The following is a 15253-nucleotide window of genomic DNA, read 5'->3' on the forward strand; positions in this document are numbered from 1 at the left end:
CCCGGGAGGCCGGAAGGTAGCCCTCCGGTGGACGGAAGGTTGCGCGGGCTCCTCTGCGCCGTCGCGGGCGCTGGGCCTGCGCTGTTGTGCGCGGCGCGTCCGCGCGGGATGCTGCGGGACGTGCTGACCTTCCGCTGGTTCGCGGCCCCCGTCCCCGACTCCCTGCCCGTCTCCCAGGTCTACGGCTGGTGCTTCGCCGAGTGCGGCCGGGTCCTCCTGCGGGACGACGCCGGAAAGATCGGCATGCCCGGCGGCAAGCCCGAGCCCGGGGAGACCCGGGAGGAGACGCTGCACCGCGAGGCGATGGAGGAGTGCCAGATCATGCTGGACTCCCCCGTATATCTCGGCTACCAGGAGGTGACGCCCTCCGACGGCGCTCGCCCGTACGCGCAGATGCGGTACGCGGTGCGGATCGCCTCGTTCCTCCCCCGGGCCGTGGATCCCGACAAGGGGCGCATGTACCGGCGGCTGCTCACGCCCGTGCACCGCGCGCCCGCCCGGCTCGACTGGGGAGTGCCCAACCTGCTGCAGGCCGCGGCCGCGGCGCTCGTGGCCGAGGTGCAGCTCGGGCTCGACCCCGACGCGAGCGGGGTGGACGGGTACCGGGACTGAGCTTCAGCCGCGAACCTCGCGACGGGCCTCGTGGCGGGCTTCGCGACGGGCCTCGTGGCGGGCGCGGAGGGCGGCGTCGTGGGCGGCCCACGCGTCGGCCACGGGGCCGAGGTGCGCCAGCTTGTCCGGGTTGATGATGCCGCGGACCGTCTGGATCCGGCCGTCGAGCACGTCCAGGACGAGGATCGCGAGGATGCTCCCGTCCGCGGTGTGGAGGATCGCGCCCGGCTGCTGGTTCACGTCGAGCTCCTCGAACGTGATCCCCGTGCCGGTCATCATGGGTGAGTACCCCGCGAGCACCCGCGCGACCTTGTCGGCGCCGACCACCGGCCGGGCCAGCGCGGGCCCCTTGCCGCCGCCGTCCGCGACCGACTGTACGTCCGCGGCCAGCAGCTCCTTCAGGCCGTCGACGTCCCCGGCGCGCAGCGCGTCGAAGAACCGCGCCGCGAGCTCCTCCCGCTCCCGCCGGTCCGCCTCGAACCGCGGCCGTCCCGCGTCCATGTGCCGCCGCGCGCGCACCGCCAGCTGGCGGCACGCCGCCTCCGACCGCTCGACGGCGGCCGCCACCTCCGCATAACCGAACCCGAACACCTCGCGCAGCACGAACACCGCCCGCTCCAGCGGGCTCAGCCGCTCGAGCAGGAGCAGCGCCGCCATCGAGACGGAGTCCGCCAGCTCAGCAGAACGCTCCGGCACCTCGAACGTGTCGTTGACCAGAGGCTCCGGGAACCACGGCCCCGGATACGCCTCCCGGCGCACCCGGGCCGACCGCAGCACGTCCAGCGAGACCCGCGTGACCACCGCCGACAGGAACGACTTCACCGACACCGGCTCCGTGTCCGTCGCCTCGTAGCGCAGCCACGTCTCCTGGACGGCGTCCTCCGCCTCCGTCACGCTGCCGAGGATGCGGTAGGCGATCGCGAACAACAGCGGGCGCAGCTCGGTGAACTCCTCGGTACGGGTCACGGGACTCAGCCTGCCATCCGGTTCTCGGTGGGGTGAGGGCGGGCGCTCGCGGCGGTGGCGGTTGTGGCGCCGGTGGCGGTGCCCGCGGTCGGGGCGCCGGCGCTCGCGGCGCCACCGGCGCTGGGCCAGCGGGTCATGCCCGGGGCGCGACGCTCCCACGCCGTGGCGCGCTCCACGCTCCACAGCTGGATCCGCTTCATCGCCACAGCCCGTCGGCCCGTGAGGGAGAAGTCGGCAGCGGCGTCGTCGCGCCCGGTGAGCTGGAAGACGCCGTCGTGCCCGCCGAGGCTGACGCTCCGGCCTACGAAGCCGAGGTCCAGGGTGGCGGGGTGGCCGCCGTCGGGCGCGATGCCCAGGGCCTCCGCGCGCAGGACGTCCGCCGCGTGCGCGGCTGACGGGAACGCGAACTGGCACGACATGCTGTACCGGCCGCCGGCCGGGGTGGGCGTGTGCCCGGCGTCGCCGACGGCGAGGACCTGGGGGTGGGAGACGGACTGGAGGGACGCGTCGGTGAGGACGGCGCCCTGGTCGTCGACGGCGAGCCCGGCCTCGCGCGCGAGGGGCGGGACGGCGAAGCCGCCGCACCAGACGGTAAGGTCCGACGGGACCTCTCCCCCGTCGGCGAGGAGGAGCCGGTGGGGCTCGATGGCCTGGACCCTGACGTTGTCGGCTGTGGCGACGCCGAGCCGTGCGAGGGTGCCGGCGACGTGGGCGTGGCCTCGCTCGTTGAACCAGCCGCCGACGTCGCCCGCGGTGACCAGGCTGGTGCGCAGGTCGGGGCGGGCCTCGGCGAGCTCGGCGACGGTCTCGAGGCCGGTGAAGCCACCGCCGACGACGGCGACGTGCGCGCCCTCGGGCAGCGCGCTGAAGGCCGGGCGCAGCCGGCGCGCGGACTCCAGGTCGCCGACGGCGTACGCGTGCTCGCCTCCGGGGACTGGCACCGGTTCGGTGGAGCTGCCGGTGGCGAGGACGACGCGGTCGAAGGGGATGGTGGTCGTGTCGCCGTCGGTGGCGACGGTGGCGCGGCCCATGGCGAGGTCGAGTGAGGTGACGTAGCCCTCGACGAACGTGACGTCACGGCCCAGGATCCGCCGCAGGCTCGGCAGCGGGATCTGCTGGCCCACCGCTGCCCGGTGCAGGCGAAGGCGGTTGACGAAGGCGGGACGCGGGTTCACCACGGTGACGGCGACGCGGCCGCGGGAGCGTCCGGCGAGGCGGACGGCGGCCATGCCGCCGGCGAAGCCGGCGCCGACGACGAGGACGTGGGTTCGGGTGCTCATGCACCCGAGACGAGATGGCGGGCGCGGGTGTGACATGGGTGCGTAAACGGACGCCGCCGCCCGGAACCAGCGGAGCAAAACGTCCCAAAGTTCATCCGGTCCAGCTATATCCGATATGACGGACAGAGCACAGGCTGCGCCCTGTGCTCACGCTAGACAAGTTGCTCGATGACATCTACTTCGGTTTCCCGAACCCCGTTGCTCGAGGGGCCACCTTCGAGCGTCTCGTTCAGACCTTCCTGAGGACCGACACCCAATGGTCAGCGAGGTTCGACGAGGTCTGGCTCTGGCAAGAGTGGGCGGACCGGCCAGGGCCGGATCGTGGCATCGACCTGGTCGCCCGGGAGCGTGACACAGGCTCGCTCGTTGCTGTCCAGTGCAAGTTCTACGACCCGCAGTCAACGCTCTCGAGGTCCGACATCGACTCCTTCCTTGCGGAGTCCGGGAAGCAGCCCTTCCGCGGGCGGATCCTCGTGTCAACTACCGCTAACTGGGGTCGGAACGCTGAGGATGCGATCCACGACCAGCAGGTCCCCGTGCAACGAATCGGGTTGACCGACCTTCTGGACTCATCGATCGACTGGGAACAGTTCGACCTCGCGGAGCCGACCGTGATGTCGATCAAGGAGCGCAAGCAGCTACGGACCCATCAGTTCGCGGCGGTCAACGCTGTGCGAGCGGGCTTCACCACCCGGGATCGCGGCAAGCTGGTCATGGCCTGTGGCACTGGGAAGACGTTCACCGCCCTGCGGATCGCCGAGGACCTCGTGCCCCTCGGCGGAAATGTGCTCTTCCTCGTTCCGTCGATCGCGCTCCTCGCCCAGTCGATGAAGGAATGGGCGACCGAGGCGGAACACTCCCTGCGGACGTTCGCAGTGTGTTCGGACACGAAGGTCGGCGCCGCTTCTGAAGACGCCTCCGCCGTTGACCTTCCCATCCCACCCACCACAGACGCATCACGGCTCGCGGTGTCGGCATCGGATCCGACCGCCGGGGCTGGCCGACTGACGGTCGTGTTCGCCACCTACCAGTCGATCGACGTGGTGCACAGGGCCCAGGCCCAGGGGTTGGGCAAGTTCGACCTGGTGATCTGCGACGAGGCACATCGGACGACCGGAGCGACGCTTGCCGGGAACGACGAGTCACCGTTCGTCCGGGTCCACGACGCGAACTATCTGATGGCAGCGAGGCGCCTCTACATGACGGCGACACCGCGCATCTATGACGACACGTCGAAGGCGAAGGCAGGTCAGTCACAGGCTGTCCTCGCGTCCATGGACGACACGGCCGTATTCGGGCCTGAGATGCATCGACTCGGGTTCGGTGAGGCTGTCTCGAAGGATCTCCTCACCGACTACAAGGTGCTCGTCCTGGCCGTCGACGAGGGACACGTCAACCGGACGATGCAGTCGGCGCTGACCGACCCAAACAACAGCGAGCTGCAGCTCGATGACGTCGCCAAGATCATCGGCTGCTGGAACGGGTTGGCGAAGCTGGGCGAGGCGGAGCACGACTTCGTGGGTGACCCGGAGCCGATGCGCCGTGCGGTCGCCTTCTCGCGCAGCATCAAGGACTCGAAGAAGTTCGCCGAGAAGTTCCAGTCGATCGTGACCGAGTACGCGTCGGCCATCGGCCTGTCCGATGACGAGGTGAACGCCCCTGGGCGCATCAACCGGATCCTGCCCGCGGCAGTGGACCATGTGGACGGCACGTTCAACATGGTGGCGCGCAACACCCTGCTCTCCTGGCTGAAGGAGGACACCGGCGACCTGGAGAATGGCGGTGAGGCGCGAATCCTGTCCAACGCCAGGTGCCTGTCCGAGGGCGTGGACGTGCCCGCTCTGGACGCCGTGCTGTTCCTCAACCCGCGCAAGTCCGTGGTCGACGTGGTGCAGTCCGTGGGGCGCGTGATGCGCAAGGCGCCGGGCAAGAAGTACGGCTACATCATCCTGCCGATCGTGATTCCGGCTGGGATGCGCCCCGAGGACGCGCTGCGTGACAACGAGCGCTATGCCGTGGTGTGGGAGGTGCTCCAGGCGCTGCGCGCCCACGACGAGCGCTTCGACGCGATGGTCAACAAGATCGAGCTCAACAAGGCCCGTGACGAGCGCATCAACGTCATCGGCGTCGGCGGGCACGAGGAGGGCGCGGGCTCGTCGACGAGTCAAGGTACGCAGGGTGTGTTCGACCTATCCGCACTCGGCGACTTCCGTGACGCGATGTACGCCAAGGTCGTCCAGAAGGTCGGCACCCGCCGCTACTGGGAGGAGACTGCGGCAAAGGTCGCGGGCATCGCCGAGAAGCACCGCGCCCGCCTCGTCGGCCTGCTCGACGCCGGCCACGCTGCGGCCGAGTTCGACGCCTACCTGACCGCGATCCGCGCCAACCTGAACGAGTCGATCAGCCGCAACGACGCGATCGACATGCTCTCCCAGCACCTGGTCACCGCGCCGATCTTCTCCGCGCTCTTCGCGGACTACCAGTTCGCCACGAACAACCCCGTCAGCCAGGTCATGGACGCCACCCTCCAGGCGCTGGAGGGCACCAACCTCGACGCGGAGACCGCCGAACTCGACCAGTTCTACGAGTCGGTCCGTGTCCGCGTCGCCGGAATCGACAACGCCGTTGGCAAGCAGACGATCATCAAGGACCTCTACGAGAAGTTCTTCAAGATTGCGTTCCCCAAGGCCGCCGACGCCCTCGGCATTGTCTACACCCCGGTCGAGATCGTCGACTTCATCCTCCGCTCCGTCGACGACCTCCTGCGCCAAGAGTTCGGCAAGGGCATCACCGACGAGGGCGTCGACATCCTGGACCCTTTCACCGGCACGGGCACCTTCATCGTCCGCCTGCTCCAGTCCGGCCTCATCAAGCCCGAGGACCTCGCCCGCAAGTACGCCTCCGAGCTGCACGCCAACGAGATGATGCTGCTCGCCTACTACGTCGCGGCCATCAACATCGAGTCCACCTTCCACGACCTCCTCGCCGAGGTTTCTTCGGGGCCCGACGGCGGACTGGCCGCCTCGGACGGCTACCTCCCCTTCGAGGGGATTGTCCTTGCGGACACCTTCCAGATGCACGAGGACGACGACACCCTCGACGTGGCGCGGGTGTTCGCGAAGAACTCAGACCGCGCCGAGCGGCAGATGGGCCTCGACATCCGGGTGATCGTGGGCAACCCGCCGTACTCCGTGGGGCAGGACTCGGGCAACGACAACAACCAGAACCACAAGTACCCGACGCTCGACCGGTCGATCGAGAAGACCTTCGCGGCACGGTCCACGGCGACGAACAAGAACAGCCTCTACGACTCCTACATCCGCGCGATCCGCTGGGCCGCCGACCGGATCGGCGACTCCGGGATCATCGGCTTCGTCACCAACGGCGGCTTCCTCGACGCCAACACTTCCGACGGCCTGCGCAAGACTTTGGCCGACGAGTTCGCCACGATCTACATCTACAACCTGCGCGGCAACCAGCGCACCGCGGGCGAGCTCTCCCGCAAGGAGGGCGGCAAGATCTTCGGTGCCGGCTCCCGCAACACCGTGTGCGTCACCTTCCTGATCAAGAAGCCCGGCCACACCGGAGGCGCTGTCGTCAAGTACCGCGACATCGGCGACTACCTCACCCGGGAGCAGAAGCTCGCCATCGTCAACGACGCGACCGTCGGGTCGATCGAGTGGACCGACATCACCCCGAACGACGCCGGCGACTGGATCAACCAGCGGTCCGACGAGTTCGACACCTACCAAGCGATCGGGAGCAAGACACAGGCGGGCTGCCTCTTCACGGAGTTCTCCGCCGGGCTCCAGACCAATCGCGATGCCTGGGTGTACAACTACTCCGCGTCGGCTGTGAGCGAGAACGTCGCGCGGATGATCGACTTCTACAACACACAGGTCGACGACTTCGAGACTCACCTGGCCGCGAATGGAATCACCGATCCGAAGACAGAGGTGGAGTCGTTCATCGACAACGACCCGACGAAGATCAGCTGGGCTCGCTCACTTCGCCAGGCGGTAGTGCGTGGGACCCACCTCGTCCACGACGAACGACGAGTGACCGTCGGCTCATACCGGCCCTTCTCCCGCCAGAACGTCTACTTCCAGCGGCTCGTCAACCACGAGCCCGGCAAGATGCCGTCGATGTTTCCGACGCAGAACCACCCGAACTACGGAATTCAGATCGTTTCGCCCGGCTCAGACAAGCCATTCAGCGCCCTCGCGGTCGGGCTCCTCCCGGACCTCTCGGTTTGGGGCTCGGGACCAAGTCAGTTCTTCGCCCGCTGGACCTACAGCCCGGTCGACGACACCGCCCCGCAGGCGGCTCTCGCCTCGCTCGACCTGTTCGATGCCCTGGCGACGGACGATGCGGAGGCGACCGAGGCGCCGTCGGACAGCGACGACGTTGTGATCGCCGGGTACAGGCGCGTGGACAACATCACGGACACCACCCTGACGCAATACCGGAGGTGGTACGGCAACGCCCTGCCCATCGACGCGACGGTCGCGAAGGACCTGATCTTCGCGTTCGTATACGGGCTGCTCCACTCCCCCGACTACCGCGAGCGGTTCGCCGCCGACCTCAAGCGGACCCTCCCCCGCATCCCGCGCATCGAGTCCGGCGACTTCGCCGCGTTCGCCAACGTGGGCCAGCAACTGCTGGACCTACACATCGGCTACGAGGACGCAACCCCGTACCCGCTGGAGATGTCGGGCGAGGCGTCCGCAACATCGTCGTGCACGGACCAGCATGAGGTGTACCGGGTCGAGAAGCTCAAGTGGAAGAACAAGGCGGACAAGTCGACAATCGTCTACAATCCGCGGATCACGGTCCGTGGCATCCCGGACGAGGCACACCGGTACATGCTCGGGTCGCGCTCCGCACTGGGGTGGATCCTGGACCGGTACCAGGTCAAGACGGACAAGGCGTCGGGGATCGTGAACGACCCGAACGACTGGTCCCGCGAGATCGGCAACCCGCGCTACATCCTGGACCTCATCGCCAAGGTCACCACAGTCTCGGTCGAGACGGTACGGATCGTGGAGTCCCTGCCGCCGCTGAAGATCGTCACAACGTGAGTTCCGTTCGACCCGATCGGTCCGCTGCGCGTCCTACATCGACGGGCGTTTTCGCGTGCCGGTACTTGGCACAGGTGACCATTCGCGATTTGCGGGATGCTGCGGTCCGACGTGCGTCGGCAGGAGGGCAATCTGGGATCCGCCTCCGGCATTCTGGACTCTTACTCCGCCACCCCTGAGATGGCTCGCTACGCTCAAGCGCAGACCCGACGGGCTCCATGCATCCGGTGGAACCATATCGCGGCCAGCGCAAGGGGGAAGCCTTGGCCAACGAGCATCTGCGTCGACGGCGGGAGTCCTCTCTGTCGCCCTCCGGCAGCGGCCAGCCCATGACGAGGGCGGAACTGGCCGAGGCCGTGAATCGCTACGTCTGGACGACGACGGGCCAGCACTGCCATCTCGACGTCAACACGCTGGCCCGGTATGAGCGCGGGCAGATCCGCTGGCCAAGTGCGGTCTACAGGGACGGCCTTCGCGCCGTCCTGGGAGTGGCGAGGGACGCTGATCTTGGGTTCCGTCCGACGCCTCGCGGCAAGACAGCGGCCCCGCTCTCGAACCCCGATTCCTGGGTGGCGCAGGGTGCATCAGGTCCGCACGACGCGCAGGTAGGCGACTCGGCGTCCGTCATGTCGACGCTGCGACGGGAGCTGATGTCGTATGCACCGGAGCTCGACCGCCTCACGCAGGACGCTCCGTCCGGGGAGACAATGCGGCTGCGCGTCGCAGCGGCCTTCACCGCGTACCAGGCGGGCCACTTCGAGGGTGCAGCAGCACAGGCGACTGAGGCTCTTCAGGCCCTGCATCCGGGCGTGGACGTGCGAGTGCGAGCGCTCGCCTACCAGATCGCTGCGATCGTCCTCAGCAAGGCAGGGCATGCGGACGTGGCCTGGATCGCCGCTGACAGAGGCGTCCTCGCGGCCGAGTCCGGTGGGGACATCCGAGTGCGGCTGTCTCTGCTTCGAACGGCGGCGTTCGCGATGGCAGCCGGCGGCCACCGCGAGGACGCCCTCATAAGCATCGACGCGGCAGCTCGTGACTTCGAGAGGCACATGGCCAGATCGCGGGCCTCGGCGTCGGTCTACGGGACGCTGCTGCTCTCGGGAGCCGTGCTCTCCGCCAACCACGGCGACCCTGGGCTCGCGACCACCTACCTCGACGAGGCGCAGCGTGCGGCGGACGTAGCCGGCTCCGACCGGAACGACCTGTGGACCGCGTTCGGTCCGACGAATGTCGCGATCCACCACGCGAACGTCGCCGCAGCATTCGGGGACATGGATGTCGTCCTCTCAATCGGCGCTCCGCTCCCGGTAGAGCACCTCCCGATCGAGCGTCAAGTCCGACTTCACCTCGACATCGCCCGCGCTGGGATCGCCACCGGTGACCGAGAGGACGCGCTGACCACACTGGTTCGGGCCGAGGCCATCGCGCCCTCCCAGGTCCGTCATCACCCCATCACGAGGAAGGTCGTGGCTTCTCTGATCGAGGCGCCGCCCCGTGGCCGCAGTCTGGCACTGTCCCGACTCGCGGCACTCGTCGGCATCGGGGCAGCCTGAACCGCCATCAACACACCTAGGTCGCGAGCAGCCGACTCGTATAACCGGCAGCGACCAGGCGGTCATACGCAGCGCGAACGGAGTCAGGTACCTCCACAGGGACCGCAAACCCGGCCTCCGCATAGACCCACAGGCGCTGGGTGTCCCCCACCAGCATGTTCAGCACGCGCTGCTCATCGCCGATGCCAGCGATGTAGTCGTCGAGCGTGAGCCAGCGCGCAGAACAGACAGCGTCCAGCTCCGGCCACACCTTTCGAACCGTCGCCCAAGCGCGCCGCTGCTGGTACGGCCGGCTCACGATCGTTGCCGACTCAGGCTTCATCCCGTGATCGAGCAACGCCTCACGGGTGAACAAGAAGTTCTCGCTGGTGTTCGTCGCCCGCTGCTCGAGGACGATCGCGTCCCTGGGGACGCCAAGTTCTTCTGCGCGCTCGGCAAAGTGGACGGCCTCGCCCCGAGGGAATCTCATCACGGTCGTCGGGGCGTTTGCGCCCGTGAACACCACGACCGGGAATCGCTCCTGCCGGTACAGGTCCGCAACGTGCTCGGCCACACCGAGGTCGTGGCCACCGAGGCCGATCCCGACCTCCGTCGGACGCTGCTCGTCGGGAAGCTGGTGGAACTCCCAGAGCACCTGGGCATCCTGCATCACGGTCCGTGAAGGCATGGCCGCCAGTCTGGCACGCCGGACGCCCCATCCGGGGGGGCCCTCTCGGGACCCCTGGTCCGGTCGCCCCAGATTGCTGGATCGCGCGCATCAGTGTGCCCTCTACCCAGACCGAAGGTGCGTCCGATGGTGAAGGTCCTGATCAAGACCGGCCCCCGCGCAAGGCAAAGGACTCTGGCGGACCGCGGTGCCGCGACTACTGAAACCATGGAGGATAGCATGACCATCTCGATCGAACTGACCCTGCGTGAAGGCAGGGAGCTCGTCGACCGGACCCTGTTCCTGAAGCTCTCCGCACGAGTGGCCGCAGAGCACGGACACGCCGCCGAGCTGTCGGAGCGGATCGTGGACCAGGCGCTCGCGTTCCTGGCCACCAGCGCCCGCGCCCCCGGCCTGCCGCTCTCCCCGAGCCCGCTCGTGGACCAGGGCTGGCACGAGTTCATCCTGCACACCGTCGACTACACCGCGTTCTGTGACAAGGTCGCGGGGCGGTTCCTGCACCACGTGCCCACCGACGAGGACGACCCTTCCGCGTCCGGCGAGCCGGCACACGAGGCTCTGATGCGGACGGTCGACGCGATCAGCGCGGCCGGGTTCTACGTCGACACCGACCTGTGGCCGGCGTCGGAGCACAGCAAGTGCTCCCAGTGCCACCAGGGCTGCACCAGCTCGCCCGCCTGACCTGACCTGACAAGGAGACACCGTGGACCGCCGCTCGTGGGAAGACCTGCCCGGCCCGCTCCGTGACGCTGTCGAGGTCCGGACCGGCACCGTGATCCGGACCGAGACGCCGATCGCGGGCCGGAACAGTGCCTTTGCCGCGTTCCTGCACACGGCCGATCGGGTCGTGTTCTGCAAAGGCGTACCCGAAGGTGAGCGGCTGTCCGCGGCTCACCGGCACGAAGTCCGGGTGAACCGGGCGCTGCCCGATGAGGTCGACGCACCGTGGCTGCTGTGGGACATCGAGGAGGAGGGCTGGCTGCTCGCTGGGTACGAGTGCGTACCCGGCGAGCACGCCGACCTCTCCCCCGGATCGCCGCACGTCGAACCGGTCATCGATGCCGTCTCTCGCCTGGGTGCGGCGCTGACGCCGAGCCCGCTGCCCGACGTTGCCTCACTCGGGACGAAGTACGACCGGCTCGCCGGGTGGCAGTGGATCGCAGATCGCCACGGGGCCGAGCTGACGTCATGGGAGAAGGACCATCTCGAGCAGCTGGTCGACGCCGACCTGCGCGTCGGTGCCGCGCTCGCCGGTGACACGCTCGTGCACGGCGACATCCACGGCCTCAACATCCTGGTGGACGCCGAAGCCGGACGGGCACGGATCATCGACTGGGCCTGGTCCCGCATCGCAGCCCCGTGGGTCGACGTCGCCCTCCTGGTCGTACGGCTCGTCGCGGACGGTCACACACCCGCCGAGGCCGAACGGCTCACGGCGCGGGCCTGGGGCATGCAGCGAGCCGAGCCGGACGACCTGACCGTGTTTGCGGCCGCGGTCTACGGGCAGTGGCGGAGGTTCGGGATCGAGTTCCCCAGCCCGCATCGTCGAGGGGCGACCGACGGCGCAGCGGCGTGGGCGCGACACCGCATCGAAATGGCGAAGCCCCGATGAGCTCCACCGGCGAACCGAGCAACGTGCTCCTCGCCGAGCTCGCCGAGCTCGCCGACTCCACCCGCCTCATCGCCTACCTCTGCGACGTGCCAGTCCTGGACGTGCGCGCCCGAGGCGACCAGGTCGACGTCGGCCAGCACAGGGTGGAGGCCCTGACCGTCGAGGTCGCCACCGCAGACCTGGCCGCTGCGGCCCGCATGGCCGAGATGCTGCGCCTTTCCCCCACCCCAGCCGACGGCGACGGCAGTGCCTGGGCCGGCTGGATCCCCGACGCCTGCGACGAGCCGTTCTCCGTCCGCGTCACCGCAGTCGAGGCTGGTGCGTGATGGGAGGTACGCATCAAGGTCAACCCCTGTGCCCTCCCCCACATTAAGGGCCCGTCAGATCGTGAAGGCCCTGAGCAAGGCCTGACCGGTCCCTCGACGGTGGCCGACGCGCACGGAGGAGGCACCATGAGCACGACCACATACCGGGACAGCGACCAACTACAGCTCCACACCGAGCTCGTCGACTGCACCCGCCTCGTCGCCTACCTCTGCGGCGTGCCCCTCCTGGACGTGCGCGCCCAAGAGGACCAGGTCGACGTCGGGCACCAGCGGGTGGAGGTCTTGACCGTCGCGGCCGTCACCGCGGACCTCGCCGCTGCCGGCCGCATGGCCCGGCTGCTGCACCTCTCCCCCACCCCGCCGGACGGCGACAGCCGTGCCTGGGCCGGCTGGATCCCCGACGTGCGCGACGAGCCGTTCTCCGTCCGCATCACCGTGGTCGAGGCTGGTGCGTGATGCAACGGCCAGTCGGGCACGTGCCCGCGTGCGGGGTGCGCGTTGCGCCGACCCTCGGCGTCTGCGTCGTGATTGACCCAGGCCGGGACGAACGCGTCCGACGACGGAGGGTCGCACGCGACACCTGGTGCGTCGGCCTCGCGTTCCTGCTGCTCCTGGTCGCCGTGGTCGGGGCGCCCGGGTTCGTCGTCAGTGGTCACGCCTGGGTGCCGGTGGCGCTCGCGGCGGGGGCCGTCGTCGTCCACCGGCTGCGGCCACCGCGCCGGACCATTCCGGGCTGGATCGTCGACGACCTGACTTGGCTGGGCCGCGTCGACGCCGCCGAGCGCGGGCTGGCGCACCGGCAGGTGTGGGCGGCTGTCACGGAGGAGCGGGCCGTGCGCTGACGGCGGGCCTGACCCTGGCACCTGGCGCGGCGCAGCGCGCGCGACGGAACCCGGCGGGTGCCTACCGTGGGAAGACCCACCACGGGACGGAGGTCCGCCATGACGAACGACCCCGGCGGCAACGCCGCGCACAACCCTGACCCGGAGCCTGACGGCCGGACCCAGCCGCTCAGCGGCGACGTCCAGCCGGGCGAGACGCCGCCGGCGTCGGACCAGGTGAGTGCGCCGCAAGGGCACGAGGAGTACGGGCCGCGGCCGTGGACGCCCTGGGTATGGATCATCGGGATCGCGCTCGTGGTGGGGCTCGTGGCGGCGATGTTCGTCGGGATGGGGGTCGGGATCCTGAACTGAGGCGCCGGCCGGCTGGGCGGCAGGTCCCCCGGAGATAGTGTGACCGATTGTTCACCCGGCACCTGGTTGGCGGCGGCGTCCTGGGCAAGCAGGATTGCTCCGTGCTCACAGCCATGGCCGACGACGGCAGTTCCAGCATCGACGCAACGCCCTTGCTCGAGGCCGCATCGGCCGAACGTGTCCGTATCGGCCGATTCAATCTCGCGATCCTCGGCGGTACGGGCGTAGGCAAGTCGTCCTTGGTGAACGCCATCTTCGGAAAGAAGCTGGCCCGAACTGGTGTCGGCATGCCGGTGACCAAGGGCATCGACTACTACACGAACAGCGACAAGACTCTGGGGATTTGGGACTTCGAGGGATTCGAAGTCGGAATGGGCCGGTCGCCGGCGGAGATCGTCCGCGAGAATCTTCAAATCATCTCGGCCGGTCCGCAGGCTCAGCAGATTGCCGCTGTCTGGTACTGCATCGCTTCCACGTCCGCACGACTCCAGCCGGCTGAGATCGAAGTCATCCGCCAGTTTCGTGCGCAAGGGCTACCCGTGGTGCTCGTCCTGACGAAGGTCACCCGCGTGAAGAATCCCGTGACAGGCAAGTGGACGGTGTCTGACGAGACCCAACAGCTTCGTGACTGGCTGACCGTGCAGTGGGAGTGGCCGGACGACTCCACCGTGGACCTGCCGATCAATGCGCTCGCCCTGACGGCGGCCATCGACCAGGGCAAGTTCGGCGGCCCTGCCCACGGGCTCGACGAACTCCTGACGAAGACTTTCGACCTCACGCCCGAGGACTCCCGCGACGCACTGAGAGTCGCTCAACAGCTCTCCCTGCCACTTAAGCGCGAGATGTGCCGCCGGGTCATCGCGGCTGCTGCTGCCGCCTCTACCGCGGCAGCCATTCAGCCGATCCCCGTCGCCGACGCGCTCCTGATCGCCCCGATCCAGTTCCGGATGATGGGCAAGATCGCCGCGTACTACGGGCTGGACCTCAAGGTCGTCTTCAGTGTGCAGGCGCTGACGCAGATGGCGGTCCAGTTCGCAGGAAAGGCCCTGGCACGAAACGTGCTGAGGCTCATTCCGGGTGGTGGAAACCTCATCAACGGCACAATCGCCATGGCCCTCACGACCGCGACCGGCGAGGCATGGCTCCGCCTCTGTGAAGCAGTGTTCCTGGGCAAGATCGACCTCAAGGACGTCGAGAGAAAGTGGCAGGACTACGCTCCGACGGTCCTCCAAGTCATCAACGCCATGCGAACGCGGGGCGTGAACAAGTGAACGACGCCGCAGCCGTCGCACGCCATGCCCTCGCCACGCTCGGAGCTCCGACCGGCTGGAAGGAACCGGCCGGCTACCCAGGTTCGCTCGCCCTGTGCGCGATCGACTCGGTCTTCTCTCTCCGGGCCAACTACGCGGGCACCGTCAAGGTGCTCGACCGGTACCGGGCGCACCGGCGCGCTGAGGGCGGAGACCCGGCGTCCGACGGTGGCCGAGAGCTCCTGGGCTCGATCGCGGCCGCGGGTGGACCCGCCCAGGCGGCCGAGTCGCTGTTCGGGAACCGGTCGAAGGCTCCCGGCACCAAGACCCGGCTCAAGTCGGAGGCGCTCGCTGAGGCGGTCGCTCGCTTGGCGGACCTCGGGGTCACGACGACGGACGGCCTTCGCCTGGGGGACCTCGATGCGGGGTCGCGCGCCTGGCGGGTGCGTGGCCTGGGTTTCGTCTCGTGGACCTACCTGCTCATGAACGCCGGGGTCGACGGGGTCAAGGCGGACACGATGGTGCGCCGCTTCGTCGCGCAGGCGCTGGGTGAATCGGGGCCGGTGTCCGTCGAGCGTGCGCAGGCGGCGGTCACCGGGGCTGCCGCCGAGCTGCAGGCGACGCAGAAGGCGTTGGACCACGCCATCTGGCTCTTCCAGAGGCCTGGCAGGAAGGCCACGTAGCACGGCCGGCTCAAGGAGCCCGAGCTGTCC

14 protein-coding genes are annotated in these 15253 nt (G+C 68.8%); 11 read left to right on the top strand and 3 right to left on the bottom strand.

Features of this window, described 5'->3' with window-relative positions:
• Positions 1-27 precede the first annotated feature (27 nt).
• Positions 28-612, top strand: coding sequence for an NUDIX hydrolase (locus D1350_RS10455; RefSeq protein ID WP_164545117.1), 585 nt, complete (start codon positions 28-30; stop codon positions 610-612).
• A gap of 3 nt (positions 613-615) precedes the next feature.
• Here D1350_RS10455 and D1350_RS10460 read toward each other — a convergent pair whose 3' ends face one another.
• Both D1350_RS10460 and D1350_RS10465 read right to left on the bottom strand, forming a co-directional pair.
• Positions 616-1578, bottom strand: a complete 963-nt coding sequence (locus D1350_RS10460) for an RNA polymerase sigma-70 factor (protein ID WP_125775944.1) — start codon at positions 1576-1578, stop codon at positions 616-618.
• 5 nt (positions 1579-1583) lie between these two features.
• On the bottom strand, positions 1584-2858 hold the full coding sequence (locus D1350_RS10465) for an NAD(P)/FAD-dependent oxidoreductase (protein ID WP_164545118.1): 1275 nt from the start codon (positions 2856-2858) through the stop codon (positions 1584-1586).
• A gap of 143 nt (positions 2859-3001) precedes the next feature.
• Here D1350_RS10465 and D1350_RS10470 point away from each other — a divergent pair, with 143 nt between their 5' ends.
• Positions 3002-7939 carry a DEAD/DEAH box helicase gene (locus D1350_RS10470; protein ID WP_125775946.1) on the top strand — a complete coding sequence of 1646 codons (4938 nt, stop codon included), beginning with the start codon at positions 3002-3004 and terminating at the stop codon, positions 7937-7939.
• A 263-nt stretch (positions 7940-8202) separates the two neighbouring features.
• A complete protein-coding gene (locus D1350_RS10475; protein ID WP_125775947.1) occupies positions 8203-9492 on the top strand; it encodes a hypothetical protein in 1290 nt (429 codons plus the stop codon).
• Positions 9493-9508: 16 nt separating this feature from the next.
• Here the strand turns inward: D1350_RS10475 and D1350_RS10480 are convergent, their stop codons facing one another.
• Entirely contained in the window at positions 9509-10126 is a 618-nt protein-coding gene (locus tag D1350_RS10480) for a YdcF family protein (RefSeq protein ID WP_240644029.1), read from the bottom strand.
• Positions 10127-10378: 252 nt separating this feature from the next.
• Here D1350_RS10480 and D1350_RS10485 point away from each other — a divergent pair, with 252 nt between their 5' ends.
• The 8 genes from D1350_RS10485 (at position 10379) to D1350_RS10520 (ending at position 15223) form a co-directional block, all read left to right on the top strand.
• Complete coding sequence (locus tag D1350_RS10485; protein ID WP_125775949.1) at positions 10379-10840, top strand: glycine-rich domain-containing protein; 462 nt, start codon at positions 10379-10381, stop codon at positions 10838-10840.
• A 22-nt stretch (positions 10841-10862) separates the two neighbouring features.
• A complete protein-coding gene (locus D1350_RS10490) occupies positions 10863-11771 on the top strand; it encodes a phosphotransferase family protein (RefSeq protein WP_125775950.1) in 909 nt (302 codons plus the stop codon).
• On the top strand, positions 11768-12097 hold the full coding sequence (locus D1350_RS10495) for a hypothetical protein (RefSeq protein WP_125775951.1): 330 nt from the start codon (positions 11768-11770) through the stop codon (positions 12095-12097). Before D1350_RS10490 ends, D1350_RS10495 begins: the two co-directional genes overlap by 4 nt.
• A gap of 126 nt (positions 12098-12223) precedes the next feature.
• Positions 12224-12553, top strand: coding sequence for a hypothetical protein (locus D1350_RS10500; RefSeq protein ID WP_125775952.1), 330 nt, complete (start codon positions 12224-12226; stop codon positions 12551-12553).
• Positions 12550-12939 (top strand): hypothetical protein, encoded by a 390-nt coding sequence (locus tag D1350_RS10505; protein ID WP_125775953.1) that lies wholly within the window; start codon positions 12550-12552, stop codon positions 12937-12939. The genes D1350_RS10500 and D1350_RS10505 overlap by 4 nt, the downstream gene beginning before the upstream one ends.
• 99 nt (positions 12940-13038) lie before the next feature.
• Positions 13039-13290: a DUF6480 family protein gene (locus D1350_RS10510; RefSeq protein WP_125775954.1), complete on the top strand. Its 252-nt coding sequence runs from the start codon at positions 13039-13041 to the stop codon at positions 13288-13290.
• A 101-nt stretch (positions 13291-13391) separates the two neighbouring features.
• Positions 13392-14561 (top strand): GTPase, encoded by a 1170-nt coding sequence (locus D1350_RS10515; RefSeq protein ID WP_240644030.1) that lies wholly within the window; start codon positions 13392-13394, stop codon positions 14559-14561.
• Positions 14558-15223: a hypothetical protein gene (locus tag D1350_RS10520; RefSeq protein ID WP_125775955.1), complete on the top strand. Its 666-nt coding sequence runs from the start codon at positions 14558-14560 to the stop codon at positions 15221-15223. The genes D1350_RS10515 and D1350_RS10520 overlap by 4 nt, the downstream gene beginning before the upstream one ends.
• Positions 15224-15253 lie beyond the last annotated feature (30 nt).

The sequence above is a fragment of the Antribacter gilvus genome, from assembly GCF_003946865.1.
Classification (GTDB): domain Bacteria; phylum Actinomycetota; class Actinomycetes; order Actinomycetales; family Cellulomonadaceae; genus Antribacter; species Antribacter gilvus.